Raw genomic sequence first — 15,463 nt, forward strand, 5'->3', positions numbered from 1 at the left:
GCCCGCCCCCCCCCCCCCCCCGGGGCGGGGGGGGGGGGGGCCGGGGGGGGGCGGGGGGGCGCGCCCCCCCCCCCCCCCCCCCCCCCCCCCCACGCCGGCGGTCGATGAATGGACCGCCGGGACTACGCACATGATGCGCAGTTCGAGTCAATCAACCCCCGTCGTCGACCGGTAGGTGTACTTATGACTACACGGGCGGTTCGGTCCGACGGGAGGTTGCGGTGACGGCGGCGACTCGGGTGGGGCTGGTCGAAGACCACCGTCTCGTCGCGCTCGGGGTCATCGAACTGCTGAGGCAGGACGGATTCGAGGTCGACAGCGCCGCCACCGTGCCGGACCTGCTGGCGATGGGCGACGGCTATGTCCTCGTCGTGCTCGATCTGCGCCTCGGCGACGGGTCCACCGTGACCGAGAACATCGAGGGGCTGCGCCGCGCCGGGTACCCCGTGCTCGTGCTCACGTCGGGAGAGAGCGCCGACCTCGTCCGTGAGGCTGCGCGCTGCGACGTGCTGGGCATCGTCCGCAAGTCCCGTCCGGAGGCCGAGGTCCGCGCGGCGCTCGTGGACGCCGTGCGGGGACGAGCTGTCACCTCGATCGACTGGGCCGCCGCGATCGACGCCGACCCGCAGCTCGCCGACGCCGCTCTGAGTCCCCGGGAGCGGGAGGTGCTCGCGCTCTACGCCGCGGGCGAGAAGGCGCAGTCGGTGGCCTCATCGATGGGCATCTCGACGGCGACCGTGGCCAACTACATCAGCCGCATCCGCAGCAAGTACGCGGCGGTGGGGCGACCCGCACCGACGAAGGTCGACCTCTACCGACGCGCGGCCGAGGACCGGCTGCTCCGGGGCGCCCGGTGAGGGGGCGGGGATGAGGAGCGCGCAGGAGCGCATCCGCCGCATCCTCTACACATCGCTCGGCATCGCGGCGCTGGCCTACACGCTCCTCGGAGTCGCAGACGCCAGCGCCCAGTTCGCGGTGCTGCTGCCGGGCTGGGGCGCGCTCGACTACATCGTCACGTCGGCGCTGTCGGTCTCGCTTGCTTTTCTCGGCCCGATCGCGCCGATGCGCGTGCTCGCGGTCATCGCCAGCGCCCACTGCGCGGCGTTCGCGCTGACCGTGCTGTTCTGGGTGCCGATGATGACGCAGACCACCCTGCCCGACCACGCGCAGCCGTGGACCTTCGGAGTCGTGACCATCGCGGTCAGCGCTGCGGCGATCGCCTGGCCGCCGGTGGCCGCGTGGACCTATCTGGTGGTCACATCGGTCGCCACCGGCGTCGTCCGCTACGCCGCCGCCCAGGAGCTCGGATGGGTCAGCGCCGTGCAGGACGGGCTGTTCGCGATGACGCTGAGCGCGATCGTCGTGGCCATCATCCGGGTCTCGCGCACGAGCGGACGCCGGCTCGATCGAGCCTGGATGCGGGCGCGTGACGAGGTCGCCCGCGAGGCCGGCGAGGCGAGCGCTCGCCGGCAGCGAGTGCGCACGAACGCGTTGATCCACGATCAGGTGCTCTCGCTGCTGTTCGCGGCGGCGCGCCAGAGCGGACCCTCGCGCGATGAGCTGCGCGAGGCCGCCGCGTCGACGCTGCATGCGTTCGCGCCCGTCGACTCCGGGGCGGATGTCTCCGGTGACGAGCTGGTCGCGCGCGTGCGCGCCGGCGCCGAGGGCGAGGCCTTCGACTGGTGGAGTGATGTCGCGGCCGACGCATGCGTGCCCGGCGAGGTGGCGGCGGCCATCCTCGAAGCGGCGGGGGAGGCGATGCGCAACAGCGTCGCACATGCGGGGGCCCGCGTGCGTGGTGTGCAGATCGTGGTCTCGTCGACGGGCGTGCGCGTCGTCGTGGGCGACGACGGCCGCGGGTTCGTCCCGCGCCGTGTCGCGGCCGACCGGCTCGGGGTGCGCGTCAGCATCATCGAGCGCATGCGTGCGGCCGGGGGAGACGCCCACGTGGACAGTGCGCCGGGCGCGGGCACGCGGATCGTGCTCGAGTGGACGCGGGGGGCGGATCGATGAGCGCCGCCGACCGCGTCGAGGTGACCGCGCTGCTGCGCCTGACCGAGTGGCCGGCGTATATGGTCTTCGCGCTGTTCACGCTCACCAACGCCGTGAACGCGTTCGCGACGCTCGACGAGGTCGTGGCTCCCGCGGTCGCCGTCGCAGCGCTCGCGCTGGTCAGCGCCGGGGGACTGCTGCTGCTGCTGCCGGCGCCGGAGCCGTATCCCGCCTCGCGCACAGCGATCGTGCTCGGTGCCACCACGCTGGTCTCGCTCGCGGCGTGGAACCTGCCGGAGGACGTGCGCCCCGGCTGGGCGGCGTGGTTCTGGGGTGCCGTGGCGGTCCTGCTGATGGTGCTGGCCTTCCGCGGCCGCATCATCGCGGCGTGGGCGGGGCTGGCCGTCATGATGCTCATCGCGGTGGTCTGGGCGGTGGGAGCGGGCTGGAGCGCGTTCGACGGACTGGTCTTCACCATCCGGCACGCCGCGATGCTGCTCGTCGGCACGGTTTTCGCGCTCTATCTTCGGCGCACGGCGGCGGCGATCGGCGCGCTCCAGCGCACCGAGCTGGCGCGCGCTCGCGATCAGGAGGCCACGCGGGCGGCCCGCGACGAGCAGCGGGCGCGCATCGAGCGGCTGCGCTCGCTCGCCGAACCCGCGCTGCGGCACCTGGCCTCGGACGAGCCGATCGACGACGACGCCCGCCGCGAGTTCCGGCTGCTCGAGGCGACGCTGCGCGACTGGCTGCGAGCCGACGCGCTGTCGACGTCGACCGTGCTCGCGGCCGCACGACGTGCGCGCGAGCGGGGCGTCGACGTGACACTCCTCGACGACCGCGGCCCCGGCGCGATGGACGCTGCCACCGCGGCGCGCGTGGAGCGGATGGTGGTGTCGATCCTCGATGCCCACGCCGCGGGCGAGATCGTGGTGCGCATCCTGCCGGCCGGCCGCGACCCCGCGGCCACGATCCGCGGAACGGGAACCGGGGGACCCGTGCGCGTCGACATCCCTGCGGCACCCGATCCGCAGGAGCCGGCGAGGCGGGCATGATCATCGAGCACGTGCGCGTGGTCGATCACGCCGCCCTGGGCCGCGCGCTCGCCCCGTGACGCTCGCGATGGCGTAGGTTCCCCCCATGACCTGGCCCGTACGCCACCTCTCGCAGTCCGTCGCGGCGTCGCCGGAGGATGTGGCTGCGTTCGCCGGCGATCCCGCGCGGCTGCCGCTGTGGGCGGCGGGCGTCAGCGCCGGCATCCGCCACGACAACGGCCGGTGGCTCACGCGATCGCCGATGGGCGAGGTCGAGGTGCGGTTCATCGGCCCGGTGGATCGCGGCATCCTCGATCACGAGGTGGTGATGCCCGACGGAACCGTCGTGTTCAACGCCCTGCGCGTGCTTGCCAACGACGGCGGCAGCGAGGTCGTGTTCTCGCTGTTCCAGAGGCCGGGCATGGATGCCGCGGACTTCGAGGCCGACGCCCGCCTCGTGCGGCAGGACCTGGCCCGCCTGCGGGAAGTCGTCGAGGGCAGCCCGGCGCCGGGGGAGTGAAACGCGCAGGTCCCCGGGCGGAACCCGGGATTTCGTCGTACGTGCCCCCGATAGGATTCGAACCTACGGCCTCTGGTACCGGAAACCAGCGCTCTATCCCCTGAGCTACGGAGGCGCACCGGTCGAGATTACCACCGCCGGAGGGGAGTCCCGAACCGCTCCGTTCGCGTCCGGGGCGCTACCCCCGGGGGTCGCCCGGGTCGCCCGGCTCGCTGTCGCCGACGGCATCCGTGACGACCGTGCGCTCACCCAGGGCCTGCGCGAGCCGGTCGGCGAGGTACGCGTGCCCCTCGGTGGAGGGGTGGTTGCGTCCGGCGCCCGTGTCGATGACGCTCAGGTAGTTCGCGGCCGTGATCCACGATTCCTGCAGCGGCGAGATGTACCACCAGTCGCGTTCTGCGGCCAACGCCGCCAGCTCGGTGTCGATGAAGACGGTGCCGTCATCGATGGGCAGCACGTGCGGGGCGGGACCGAGCACGACGATGGATGCCGTCGGGTACCGCGCCGCAAGGGCGTCCCAGGCCGACGTCACCGCGGTCCGGTAGCCCTCCGGCACGAGCAGCCGGTCGTTGATGGAGCCCTGCACGACGATGACCTCGGGCTCGAGCGCGGGGTCGAGAGCGGCGATGCGCGAGCCGTAGTCGGGACCGTCGATCCCGGCCCGCAGGTAGCCGCTGCCACGGACTCCGTCGACGATCGTGTTCCATCCGGTCAGCTCCGCCAGCACGTAGGCGTAGCCGCGGTCGAGGGGAGCCGCCGCCGAGCCGTAGGTCCAGGAATCGCCGAAGACCAGCACGCGGGCGTCGGCGGCGACGCTGAGGGGAGCCGGCGCCGATTCTGCGGCTGCGGCATCCACTGCGACCGGCACGCGGGTGCCCTGCTGCGCGTAGCCGACCACGACGGCGGTGGCGACGACGGCGAGCAGACCGACGACCACTCCGATGCGCGGGCGGGATCGGGGCATGCAGACGAGAGTAGACGAGGCGGCGGCCGGGGACGCAACCGGGCAGGGCGGTCGGCATGCGAGGATGTCCCGGTGCTTCGCCGCGTCACCGCTGAGATCGATCTGGACCTGTCCGGGCCCGCAGACCTCGTCTTCTCGATCAGCGTCGCCGATCACGTGCGCCGGGAGCGCGAACGGCTCTCGTTCGAGGGCGCGGACGGCGAGGTCGCGCCCCGGCTCATCCGCGATGCGTCCGGCACCCGGCTGCACCGCGTGGCCGCCGCACCGGGAGTGCTGCGTGTGCGCTATGAGGCCGACGTCGCCCCGCCGACATCCACGCCCGAGGTCACCGAGCTCGACACGCTCGCGTATCTGCGGCCCAGCCGGTACTGCCCCTCGGACGAGGTGTTCGCGCACGCGCGCGCCCACTTCCACGGCCTCTCCGGGCGCGAGCTCGTGCGTGCGGTCGCGCAGTACGCCGAGCGCAGCATCACCTATTCGCCCGGCCTCAGCCGCGGCACCGACACCGCCGCCACGACCCTGGCGACCGGGCGCGGCGTGTGCCGCGACTACGCCCACGTCGTGATCGCCCTGCTGCGGGCGATGGACGTGCCCGCGCGGTATGCCGCCTGCTACGCCCCCGGGCTCGTGCCGATGGACTTCCACGCGGTGGCCGAGGTGTTCCTCGAGGGCGGCTGGTACGTCATCGACGCCACCGGCCTGGCCGACCGCCGCACGCTCGTGCGGATCGCCACGGGGCGGGATGCCGCCGATTGCGCGTTCCTGAGCTTCCACGGCGCGCACGTGGCGCTCGAGCGGCTGCACGTGGATGCGGCGCTGATCCGGGACGCCGCCGATCCACCGGCGGATGCGGAGGGCGTCGACTCTCCGGCATCCGCGCCCGATTCGTCCGCCGCGCTCGTCGCGCTGCCCTGAGCGCGCTGCCACCCCGCGTTGCGGCTGCACTTCGCGGTTGCGGCTGCACTTTCGGGGCCCCGCTTCCGCCGCGGCTGCACTTTTCGGCCGCGGCTGCACGAAAGGCTGGCGCCACGGCCGAAAAGTGCAGCCGCAGGCGGGGGTGAGCGGGGACCGAGGGAAACCGGCGCCGCGAACTAGACTGGGCAGGCTATGAACCCCGAGGACCTCTCCGCCGCGCTGCTCACCGTCGTCACCCCGCTCGCGGAGGCCCGACGGCCCGGGGCGAGCGAAGGTCTGACCGCCGCCGACCTGCCGCTGGAGCGCCCGAAGAACCGCGACCACGGGGACTGGGCCTCCAACGCGGCGCTCAAGCTCGCGAAGCGGGTGGGCGCGAACCCGCGCGAGCTCGCGACCGAGATCGCGGCTGGGCTCGCGGACGTCGAGGGCATCGCCAGCGTCGAGGTCGCGGGCCCCGGATTCGTGAACATCCGCCTGGATGCCGCGGCCGCCGGCGTGCTCGCGCGCCAGATCGTCGAGGCGGGGGCGCAGTTCGGCTCCAACGAGTCGCAGCGCGGCAGCACCATCAACCTCGAGTTCGTCAGCGCGAACCCCACCGGGCCGCTGCACATCGGCCACACCCGCTGGGCCGCGCTCGGCGACTCCATCGCCCGGCTGCTGCTGGCCAGCGGCGCGACGGTGGCCCGGGAGTTCTACATCAACGACGCCGGCGCCCAGATGGAGCGCTTCGGCCGCTCGGTGCTCGCCGCCGTCCTCGGCGAGCCCGTTCCCGAGGACGGCTACGCCGGCGCGTACATCCAGACGCTGGCCGACCAGGTGCGCGAGGCGCCCTTCGCGGGCGTGCCCGGGGGAGTGCTGCAGGTCTCGCGCGAAGAGCAGCTCGCCTTCACGACCGAACTGGCGTACGTGCTGCAGCTGGGCGAGATCCAGACATCGCTCGAGAAGTTCAACGTCGACTTCGACGTGTGGTTCTCGGAGCGGGTGCTGCACGGCCCGGCCATGGGCGACCGGCCGAGCCTGATCGACCAGGCGGTCGAGCGCCTGCGCGAGCAGGGACACGTCTTCGATGCCGACGACGCCGTCTGGGTGCGCACGACGGACTTCGGCGATGACAAGGACCGCGTCATCCGTCGCTCGAATGGCGAGTACACCTACTTCGCCGCGGATGCCGCCTATTACCTCAACAAGGGCGACCGCGGCTTCGCGCACAAGATCTATCTGCTGGGCGCCGACCACCACGGCTACGTGCACCGGCTGAAGGCGCTGGCGGGCGCGGCCGGGGACGATCCCGAGGCCGACATCGAGGTGCTGATCGGTCAGCTCGTCTCGGTCAACGGGGCACGGCTGAGCAAGCGGGCGGGCAACATCATCGAGATGGACGACCTGCGCGAGTGGCTCGGCACCGATGCGCTGCGCTATTCGCTCGCGCGCTACCCGGCGGATTCGCCGCTGACCCTCGATCCCGAGCTGCTGCGCAAGCGCACCAACGACAATCCGGTCTTCTACGTGCAGTATGCGCATGCCCGCACCCACAACGTGGCGCGTCACGCGGCGGCATCCGGCGTCGATCGCCGCATCTTCGCCCCGGAGCTGCTGTCGCACGAGACCGAGGCCGCGCTGCTCGGGGCACTGCAGGAGTTCCCCCGGATCGTCGGGTTCGCCGCGGGCCTGCGCGAACCGCACCGCGTCGCGCGCTACCTCGAGGAGCTGGCCGGGCTGTACCACCGGTGGTACGACAACTGCCGGGTCATCCCGCTCGGCGACGCCCCCGTCGAGGACGTGCATCACACGAGGCTGTGGCTCAACGACGCCACCGGTCAGGTGCTGCGCAACGGACTCGACCTGCTGGGCGTCGACGCACCCGAGCGGATGTAGCCGTGAGCGGATCCGAGCACCCCACCCAGCCGCTGCCCGATCCCGCGCAGCAGTGGGTGCTCGGCACGCCGGAGCCTCAGCGGCGACGTCGCCGGGCGTGGCCCTGGATCCTGGCCGCGGCCGTGGCCGCGGTGGTGCTCGTCACGGCGTGGTTCGTGGCGGAGCTGCTCGCCCGCGATCTCGTCGAACGCGGCATCCGCACGCAGGTCGTGGATCAGCTGGGTGTCGCCACGGCCGACCAGGTCGCCGTCGAGGTGTCCGGAGCGGTGCTGCCGCAGCTGATCGGCGGCACGCTCGACGAGGTGAGCATCGTCGCGCAGGATGCGACCCTCGACTCCCTCACGGCCGACATCGAGATCCACGCCCAGGGCGTCCCGGTGCGCGGAGACGCCGACCTCGACGAGGCCCGTGCGCGCGTCACGCTCGACGAGCAGCAGCTGCGCGACCTGCTGACGACGATCGAGGATTTTCCCGCCGACACCGTCGCCGTGCAGGACGGGGAGGTGACGATGACGGTGGAGCTGAGCTTCTTCGGCGCGACCGTGCCGATCGGCGTCGGCCTCGAGCCGAGCGCGGCGGACGGGCAGCTGCTGCTCGCACCGTCGTCGCTCCGGCTCGCGGGTGCCACGATCAGCGCGGACGACCTGCGGGCGCAGTTCGGCGGCTTCGCGGATGCCGTGCTGCGCTCGTGGCCGGTGTGCATCGCCGAGGACCTGCCGGCCGGGGTGACGGTCAGCTCCGTCGCGGTCGACGCCGAGGGTGACACGGTCGTCGACCTCGATATCGCACCGGGGATCCTGCACGACGAAGCGCTGCTCGAGCCGGGGACGTGCTCCTGACTCGAACCCGCGACGGGCGCCGTACCGCCGTACCGTAGACTTTCAGGAATCGTCGGGTCGCGTGCCCATTCCGCGACTTGTGTCGCCCGTCGACCGCGATATTTCACCGTCAGCTCCGATTGGTCGTCCGTGTCCGCCTCGCCGCTCGCCCCTGGCTGGCTCGTCCCGCCTGCCGATCCGAACGCGCTCGCCCCCGCCGTGTGGCCCGAGGGCGCGCACCGTGACGAATCCGGCGTGGTCGCGATCGGGGGCGTCGGAGCGACCGCGCTCGCGGAGCGGTTCGGCACGCCCGTGATGGTGCTCGACGAGGGTGTCGCGCGTGCGCGCGCCGCCCGTACGCGCACGGCATTCGAGAGCGCGGCCGCACGCCACGGCACCGGCGTGCGCATCTACTACGCGGGCAAGGCGTTCCTCTCGGTCGAGGTCGCGAGGTGGATGCGGCAGGAGGGTCTGCGCATCGACGTCTCGACGCTCGGCGAGCTCGAGGTCGCCCTCGCCGCCGACGTCCCGGCGGCGCTGCTCGGGTTCCACGGGAACAACAAGTCGGTGACCGAGATCGAGCGCGCCGTCGAGGTGGGTGTCGGATCCATCATCATCGACTCGGAGATCGAGGTGGAACGACTGGCTGCGGTCGCCGCACGGCAGGGACGCACTCAGCGCGTCCTCATCCGCGTGAACACCGGCGTGCATGCCGAGACCCACGACTTTCTCGCGACCGCGCACGAGGATCAGAAGTTCGGCTTCTCGCTGGGGCAGGCCCCCCACATCGTCGCGCGCGTGCGCGAGGCCGATCACCTCGAGCTCGAGGGTCTGCACTGCCACATCGGCTCGCAGATCTTCGGCACGGACGGCTTCCGCGAGTCCGCCGCCCGGCTGCTGCAGGTAGTCGCCCAGATCGGCGGTGACGTGCCCGTCCTCAATCTCGGGGGCGGTTTCGGAATCGCCTACACCTCGGCCGACCGTGCCACCCCCATCGAGGAGCTCGCCGACGGCATCCTCGATGTCGTCGCTGCGGAGTGCGCGGCGCGCGGCATCCCGCTGCCCGTCGTCGCCTTCGAGCCCGGCCGCAGCATCATCGGACCCGCGGGCGTGACTCTGTACGAGGTCGGCACGGTCAAGGACGTCACCGTCGACACGGAGCAGGGCACCGCGAACCGCCGCTACGTCAGCGTCGACGGCGGCATGAGCGACAACCCCCGCCCCGCGCTCTACGACGCGCAGTATTCGGCGCGGATCGCCTCGCGCGCCTCGTCCGATGCCCCCGAGCTCGTGCGCGTCGTGGGCAAGCACTGCGAGTCCGGCGACATCGTCGTCGACGCCGAGTATCTTCCGGCGGATGTCGCTCCCGGCGACCTCGTCGCCGTGGCGGCGACCGGCGCGTACTGCCACGCGCTCTCGAGCAACTACAACCATGTGCCGCGGCCCCCGGTGGTCGCGGTGCGCGACGGCGCCGCCCGCGTCATCGTCCGGGGCGAGAGCATCGCCGACCTGCTGGCCCGCGACGCCGGGCTCGCTCCATCGAGGGGAGATGAATGACCGACTACCGCACGTTGAGGGTGGCGTTGCTGGGTGCCGGTGCCGTGGGCTCGCAGGTCGCGGGGCTGCTGCTCAGGCACGGTGACGAGCTCGCCGATCGCGCCGGCGCCAGGCTCGAGCTCGCCGGGATCGCCGTGCGCGATCCCGACGCCGAGCGTGACGTCGACCTGCCCCAGGAACTGTTCACGACCGACGCGGAATCGCTGATCGTCGGGTCGGACATCGTCATCGAGCTGATCGGGGGCCTCGAGCCCGCGTATCGTCTCGTGCTCGAGGCCCTGGGATCGGGCGCCGACGTCGTCACCGCAAACAAGGCGCTGCTGGCGACCTACGGGGCCGAGATCTTCGACGCGGCAGACCAGGTGGGCGCCTCGGTGTACTACGAGGCCGCCGCCGCCGGCGCGATCCCGATCATCCGGCCGCTGCGCGACTCGCTCGCCGGAGACCGGGTGCGCCGCATCATGGGCATCGTCAACGGCACGACCAACTACATCCTCGACCGCATGGACACCGAGGGCGCGGAGTTCGCCGCGATGCTCACCGAGGCGAAGCAGCTCGGCTACGCCGAGTCCGACCCGACGGCGGACGTCGAGGGGTTCGACGCGGCGCAGAAGGCGGCGCTGCTGGCGAGCCTGGCGTTCCACACGTCCGTGCCGCTCGAGCGCGTGCACCGCGAGGGCATCACCCACATCGACCCCGCGATGGTGGATGCGGCGCGGCACGCCGGCTACGTCATCAAGCTGCTCGCGGTCTGCGAGCGCCTCGACGCGTCCGATTCGCCGACGGGAGAGGCGATCTCCGTGCGGGTCTACCCCGCACTGGTCCCGCGTGAGCACCCCCTTGCGGCGGTCCACGGCGCGAACAACGCCGTGTTCGTCGAGGCGGAGGCCGCGGGAGACCTGATGTTCTACGGCGCCGGCGCCGGCGGCATCCAGACCGCCTCCGCCGTGATGGGCGACGTCGTGTCCGCGGCGCGGCGGCACATGGCCGGGGGCCTCGGGGTGGGGGAGTCCACCCGGGCGAACCTGCCCATCGTGCCGATCGGGCGGGTGACGACCAAGTACCAGATCACCCTCGAGATCGATGACCGCACCGGGGTGCTGGCCACCGTGGCCGGCATCCTGAGCGAGGGGCGTGTCTCGATCGCGACCGTCGACCAGACGGTGATCGAGGACGGTGGTGTCGCCCGACTGGTGATCGGCACGCACAAGGCAGTGGAGCAGGACCTCTCCGACACCGTTCGACGACTCGCGGACAGCGGCGTCGTGGAGCGGGTCGTGTCGGTGCTGCGAGTGGAAGGAGACTGAGATGGCACATGTCTGGCGCGGAGTGCTGCGCGAATACGCCGACCGGCTGGGTGTCACCGACGCCTCGACGGTCGTCACCCTCGGCGAGGGCGGCACGCCGCTGCTGCCCGCGCCCGCGCTCTCCCGGCGCACGGGGGTCGACGTGTGGGTCAAGTACGAGGGCATGAACCCCACCGGCTCCTTCAAGGACCGGGGCATGACGGTGGCACTCTCACGCGCGGTCGAGCATGGCGCGAAGGCCGTCATCTGCGCCTCCACCGGCAATACGTCGGCCTCGGCCGCAGCGTATGCCGCGCACGCGGGGATCACGGCGGCCGTGCTCGTTCCCGAGGGCAAGATCGCGATGGGCAAGCTCAGCCAGGCGGTCGCGCACAACGGCGAGCTCATCCAGATCCGCGGCAACTTCGACGACTGCCTCGAGATCGCCCGCGAGCTCGCGAACCACTACCCCGTGCACCTGGTCAACTCGGTCAACCCCGATCGCATCGACGGGCAGAAGACCGCGGCATACGAGATCGTGGAACAGCTGGGCGACGCCCCCGACTTCCACTTCATCCCCGTCGGCAACGCCGGCAACTACACCGCCTACACGCGCGGGTACCGCGAGGAGGCCGAGCGCGGCGTCTCCACCCGCATCCCGCGCATGTTCGGGTTCCAGGCCGCCGGCAGCGCGCCGCTGGTGACGGGCAGCGTCGTGCGGCATCCCGAGACGGTCGCGAGCGCGATTCGCATCGGAAACCCTGCGTCGTGGCAGTTGGCGCTCGATGCCCGGGAGGCGACGGACGGGTACTTCGGCGCGATCGAGGACGACCGCATCCTCGCCGCGCAGAAGCTGCTCGCCGGCGAGGTGGGCATCTTCGTCGAGCCCGCATCGGCGATCAGCGTCGCGGGACTCCTCGACCGCGTCGACGCCGGAGTGATCCCCGCGGGCTCTCGCGTCGTCCTCACGGTGACGGGGCACGGGCTCAAGGACCCGCAGTGGGCGCTGCGTGCCCCGGACGGGTCGCAGGTCGAGCCGACGGTCGTGGATGCCACGACGACCGATGTCGCCGACGTCCTCGGGCTCGCGCCCGTGGACGCCCCCGCGTGAGCATGCCCGCGCCGGGCGTGCCCCCGCGCACGATCGAGGTGCGTGTGCCGGCGACCAGCGCGAACCTGGGACCGGGCTTCGACACGCTCGGCCTGGCGCTCGGCGTCTATGACGAGCTGACGGTGGAGGTCGACGGCAGTGACGAACTGCGCGTCGAGGTCGAGGGTGAAGGCGCGGCGGATGTTCCCCGCGACGCCTCGAACCTGGTCGTGCGCGCGATCGCGCACGGCTTCGCCGCCGCGGGCATCGCGATGCCGGGGCTGCGGCTGCACGCGCGCAACGGCATCCCGCACAGTCGCGGAATGGGCTCATCGGGTGCGGCCGTCGTCGCAGGCCTCACCGCCGCGCGCGGGCTTCTCGAGGGCGTGGCCGAGTTCAGCGACGACGACATGCTGCGGATGGCCACCGAGATGGAGGGGCATCCCGACAACGTCGCGCCGGCGCTGTTCGGCGGGCTGACGATCGCGTGGATCACGGACCGGGGGCCGCAGCACAAGAAGCTCCTCGTGCACCGCGGGGTCGCGCCTCTCGTGCTGGTGCCCGGTTTCACCATGTCGACGTCTCTCGCGCGCAGTCTGCAGCCGCTGCACGTGCCGCGCGAGGATGCCGTCTTCAACGTCTCGCGTTCCGCGCTGCTCGTGGCCGCGCTGACCCAGAGCCCGGAGCTGATGCTCGCGGCGACAGAGGACAAGCTGCACCAGGACTACCGCGCCGAGGCGATGCCCGAGACCCTGCGCCTCGTGCGGGCCCTGCGGCTTGCGGGCTTCGCCGCGGTGGTCTCGGGCGCGGGACCCAGCGTGCTCGTTCTGGCGGACGGGCCCGGGGGGCGACTCGAGGCGGCCCGCATCGCCGAGAACGCCGCCGACACCCCCTGGGAGGCGCGAATGCTCGCCGTCGACGTGCGGGGTGCTACAGTGAAAGAACACCCGGAGGTACTGCCACCACTCGCGTGAGCACTGTCTTCGATCGCAGATCTGCGAACCACTGCATCCCCATCCCGCACCATCGGCTCCGTCTGTCGGAGGCGTTTTCCGGTGCAGGCGGGTGCCGCTTTCTCTCGGCTTCGATGCAGTCCCCGTCATCCACACCTGCAAGGGAGTACTCGTGGAGTCCTTCTCCGAGACCAACACCGACACCGACTCCGGTGCCGAAAACCGCGACGAGACCGTCGCGAACGACCAGACGCCGGACGAGTCCGCTCGCCAGAGCGCCGAGACGAGCGTCCCCGCCGAGGCCGATGCCGATGCCGGTCAGGCATCTGCCGCCGAGCCGCAGGCGTCGGCCGACACGACCGCGGCTGACGCCGAGGCGCCCGCGGCGCCTCGTGCCCGCGCCTCCCGGCGCGCGCCGCGCCGTCAGCGTGTGCGTGAGCTCGCCGCCGACCTCGGTGTCGACGCCAAGCGCGTGATCGCCGTGGCCGCCGAGCTCGGGACGACCCTCAAGACGTCGCAGTCCGCGGTCGACGCGGATGTCGCCGAGAAGATCACCGCCGCTCTCTCGGGTGACCAGGCCGCGGGAACCCAGGCCGACTCCGCCTCTGCGGAGCCGGACGCCGTCGTCGACACGACGGAGGCTGCACCGGCTCCCGCCGAGGCTTCCGCAGCGGCCGAGACCAGCGCCGACGATCGTGCCGAGGGCGAGCGCACCGAAGGATCGAGCGCCGAAGGTGAGCGCGCTGACGACAGGCGCGCCGAACGGGGCGGACGCAGCCGTTCCGCCTCGCGGAACGAGAAGCAGGGCGACCGGGCCCAGGACGACCAGGCGCAGAACGACCAGGCACAGGGCGACCGAACCCAGGGCGACCAGGCGCAGGGCGACCGAACCCAGGGCGACCAGGCGCAGGGCGACCAGGCCGAGGGTGAAGGATCCTCCGGCAGCCGCCGGTCCCGCAACCGCAACCGCAACCGCAACCGGGGCGGACAGAACCAGAACGGCCAGGGCGAGGGCCAGGGCGACGCGCCGCAGGACGGCAAAGGCCAGGACGGCAAGGGCCAGGGCGCCAACCAGGGCGCCAACCAGGGCGGCAACAAGAACCAGGGCGGCAAGGCCCAGAACCAGGACAAGAACCAGGGTTCGGACCGCAACCAGTCCCGGGACGACCAGGGCGACGACGACGGTCAGCAGGGCCGCGGCCGCGGCCGCGGCCGCAACAAGCGCGGCGGCGGCCAGGTCGACGAGTTCGACACCGAGATCGGCGACGACGACGTGCTGATCCCGATCGCCGGCATCCTCGACGTGCTCGACAACTACGCCTTCGTGCGCACGACCGGCTATCTTCCGGGGCCGAGCGACGTGTACGTCTCGCTCGGGCAGGTCAAGAAGTACAACCTGCGCAAGGGCGACGCGGTCGTGGGCGCCATCAAGCAGCCGCGCGAGGGCGAGCAGTCCGGCCGCCAGAAGTACAACGCGCTCGTCAAGGTCGACTCGGTCAACGGCCTCGCACCGGACGACGCCGTCGACCGTGTCGAGTTCGGCAAGCTGACGCCGCTCTACCCACAGGACCGCCTGCGCCTCGAGACGGCACCCGAGAAGCTGACTCAGCGCATCATCGATCTCGTCGCCCCGATCGGCAAGGGCCAGCGTGGTCTCGTCGTCGCCCCGCCCAAGGCCGGCAAGACGATCGTGCTGCAGCAGATCGCGAATGCGATCGCGCAGAACAACCCCGAGGTGCACCTCATGGTGGTGCTGGTCGACGAACGGCCCGAAGAGGTCACCGACATGCAGCGCACCGTGCGCGGCGAAGTCATCGCATCGACGTTCGACCGGCCCGCAGAAGACCACACGATGGTCGCCGAGCTCGCCATCGAGCGTGCCAAGCGCCTGGTCGAACTGGGCCGCGACGTGGTCGTGCTGCTCGACTCGATCACTCGTCTGGGCCGGGCGTACAACGTCTCGGCACCGACGTCGGGTCGGGTTCTCTCGGGCGGCGTCGACGCGTCGGCGCTCTACCCGCCCAAGCGCTTCTTCGGCGCCGCGCGCAACATCGAGAACGGCGGCTCCCTGACGATCCTGGCCACGGCTCTCGTCGAGACCGGCTCCAAGATGGACGACGTGATCTTCGAGGAGTTCAAGGGCACGGGCAACAGCGAGCTGCGGCTGAACCGCTCACTCGCCGACAAGCGCATCTTCCCCGCGGTCGACGTCAACGCGTCATCCACGCGGCGTGAAGAGATGCTGATGTCGCCGGACGAGGTGAAGATCACCTGGAAGCTGCGCCGTGCGCTCGCCGGTCTCGACCCGCAGCAGGCTCTCGAGGTCGTGCTGGGCAAGCTCAAAGAGACGCAGTCCAACGTCGAGTTCCTCGTTCAGATGCAGAAGTCGATTCCCGCGCCGACCCAGAACGGGCACGGACACGGGCACGACAACGGCATCCGCTGATCTCCCAGGAGCAGGC

The 15,463-nt window shown here is 71.8% G+C and carries 13 protein-coding genes and 1 tRNA gene; 12 read left to right on the forward strand and 2 right to left on the reverse strand.

All coding sequences use genetic code 11. The features are described 5' to 3' along the window. Nucleotides 1-221: 221 nt before the first annotated feature. The 4 genes from M4I32_RS11070 (at nt 222) to M4I32_RS11085 (ending at nt 3,543) form a co-directional block, all read left to right on the forward strand. Nucleotides 222-857, forward strand: coding sequence for a response regulator transcription factor (locus M4I32_RS11070; RefSeq protein WP_319034529.1), 636 nt, complete (start codon nt 222-224; stop codon nt 855-857). A gap of 10 nt (nt 858-867) precedes the next feature. Then, complete coding sequence (locus M4I32_RS11075; protein WP_319034530.1) at nt 868-2,013, forward strand: hypothetical protein; 1,146 nt, start codon at nt 868-870, stop codon at nt 2,011-2,013. After that, nucleotides 2,010-3,044, forward strand: coding sequence for a hypothetical protein (locus tag M4I32_RS11080; protein WP_319034531.1), 1,035 nt, complete (start codon nt 2,010-2,012; stop codon nt 3,042-3,044). Before M4I32_RS11075 ends, M4I32_RS11080 begins: the two co-directional genes overlap by 4 nt. An 85-nt stretch (nt 3,045-3,129) precedes the next feature. After that, nucleotides 3,130-3,543: an SRPBCC family protein gene (locus tag M4I32_RS11085; RefSeq protein WP_319034532.1), complete on the forward strand. Its 414-nt coding sequence runs from the start codon at nt 3,130-3,132 to the stop codon at nt 3,541-3,543. 42 nt (nt 3,544-3,585) lie between these two features. On the opposite strand, the gene M4I32_RS11090 is transcribed toward M4I32_RS11085, so the two are convergent. Beyond that, nucleotides 3,586-3,658 (reverse strand) — tRNA-Arg (locus tag M4I32_RS11090). A gap of 63 nt (nt 3,659-3,721) precedes the next feature. Next, entirely contained in the window at nt 3,722-4,507 is a 786-nt protein-coding gene (locus M4I32_RS11095) for an SGNH/GDSL hydrolase family protein (protein WP_319034533.1), read from the reverse strand. A 72-nt stretch (nt 4,508-4,579) separates the two neighbouring features. Here M4I32_RS11095 and M4I32_RS11100 point away from each other — a divergent pair, with 72 nt between their 5' ends. From M4I32_RS11100 to rho, 8 genes are all read left to right on the forward strand, one after another. After that, nucleotides 4,580-5,422, forward strand: coding sequence for a transglutaminase family protein (locus M4I32_RS11100; RefSeq protein ID WP_319034534.1), 843 nt, complete (start codon nt 4,580-4,582; stop codon nt 5,420-5,422). Nucleotides 5,423-5,614: 192 nt separating this feature from the next. Continuing rightward, entirely contained in the window at nt 5,615-7,297 is a 1,683-nt protein-coding gene (argS, locus tag M4I32_RS11105) for an arginine--tRNA ligase (RefSeq protein ID WP_319034535.1), read from the forward strand. 2 nt (nt 7,298-7,299) lie between these two features. Continuing rightward, nucleotides 7,300-8,136, forward strand: a complete 837-nt coding sequence (locus tag M4I32_RS11110) for a DUF2993 domain-containing protein (protein WP_319034536.1) — start codon at nt 7,300-7,302, stop codon at nt 8,134-8,136. 129 nt (nt 8,137-8,265) lie between these two features. Continuing rightward, the gene (gene lysA / locus M4I32_RS11115) at nt 8,266-9,672 is read left to right on the forward strand and encodes a diaminopimelate decarboxylase (RefSeq protein WP_319034537.1); all 1,407 of its coding nucleotides are present in this window, start codon (nt 8,266-8,268) and stop codon (nt 9,670-9,672) included. After that, nucleotides 9,669-10,979 (forward strand): homoserine dehydrogenase, encoded by a 1,311-nt coding sequence (locus M4I32_RS11120; protein WP_319034538.1) that lies wholly within the window; start codon nt 9,669-9,671, stop codon nt 10,977-10,979. Before lysA ends, M4I32_RS11120 begins: the two co-directional genes overlap by 4 nt. A 1-nt stretch (nt 10,980) precedes the next feature. Beyond that, nucleotides 10,981-12,069, forward strand: coding sequence for a threonine synthase (gene thrC, locus M4I32_RS11125; protein WP_319034539.1), 1,089 nt, complete (start codon nt 10,981-10,983; stop codon nt 12,067-12,069). A 2-nt stretch (nt 12,070-12,071) separates the two neighbouring features. Beyond that, nucleotides 12,072-13,022, forward strand: coding sequence for a homoserine kinase (gene thrB, locus M4I32_RS11130; protein WP_319034638.1), 951 nt, complete (start codon nt 12,072-12,074; stop codon nt 13,020-13,022). 151 nt (nt 13,023-13,173) lie between these two features. Beyond that, complete coding sequence (rho, locus tag M4I32_RS11135) at nt 13,174-15,447, forward strand: transcription termination factor Rho (protein ID WP_319034540.1); 2,274 nt, start codon at nt 13,174-13,176, stop codon at nt 15,445-15,447. Nucleotides 15,448-15,463: the final 16 nt, after the last annotated feature.

Origin of the sequence: Microbacterium sp. LRZ72, from assembly GCF_033792225.1 — a bacterium.
GTDB lineage: Bacteria > Actinomycetota > Actinomycetes > Actinomycetales > Microbacteriaceae > Microbacterium.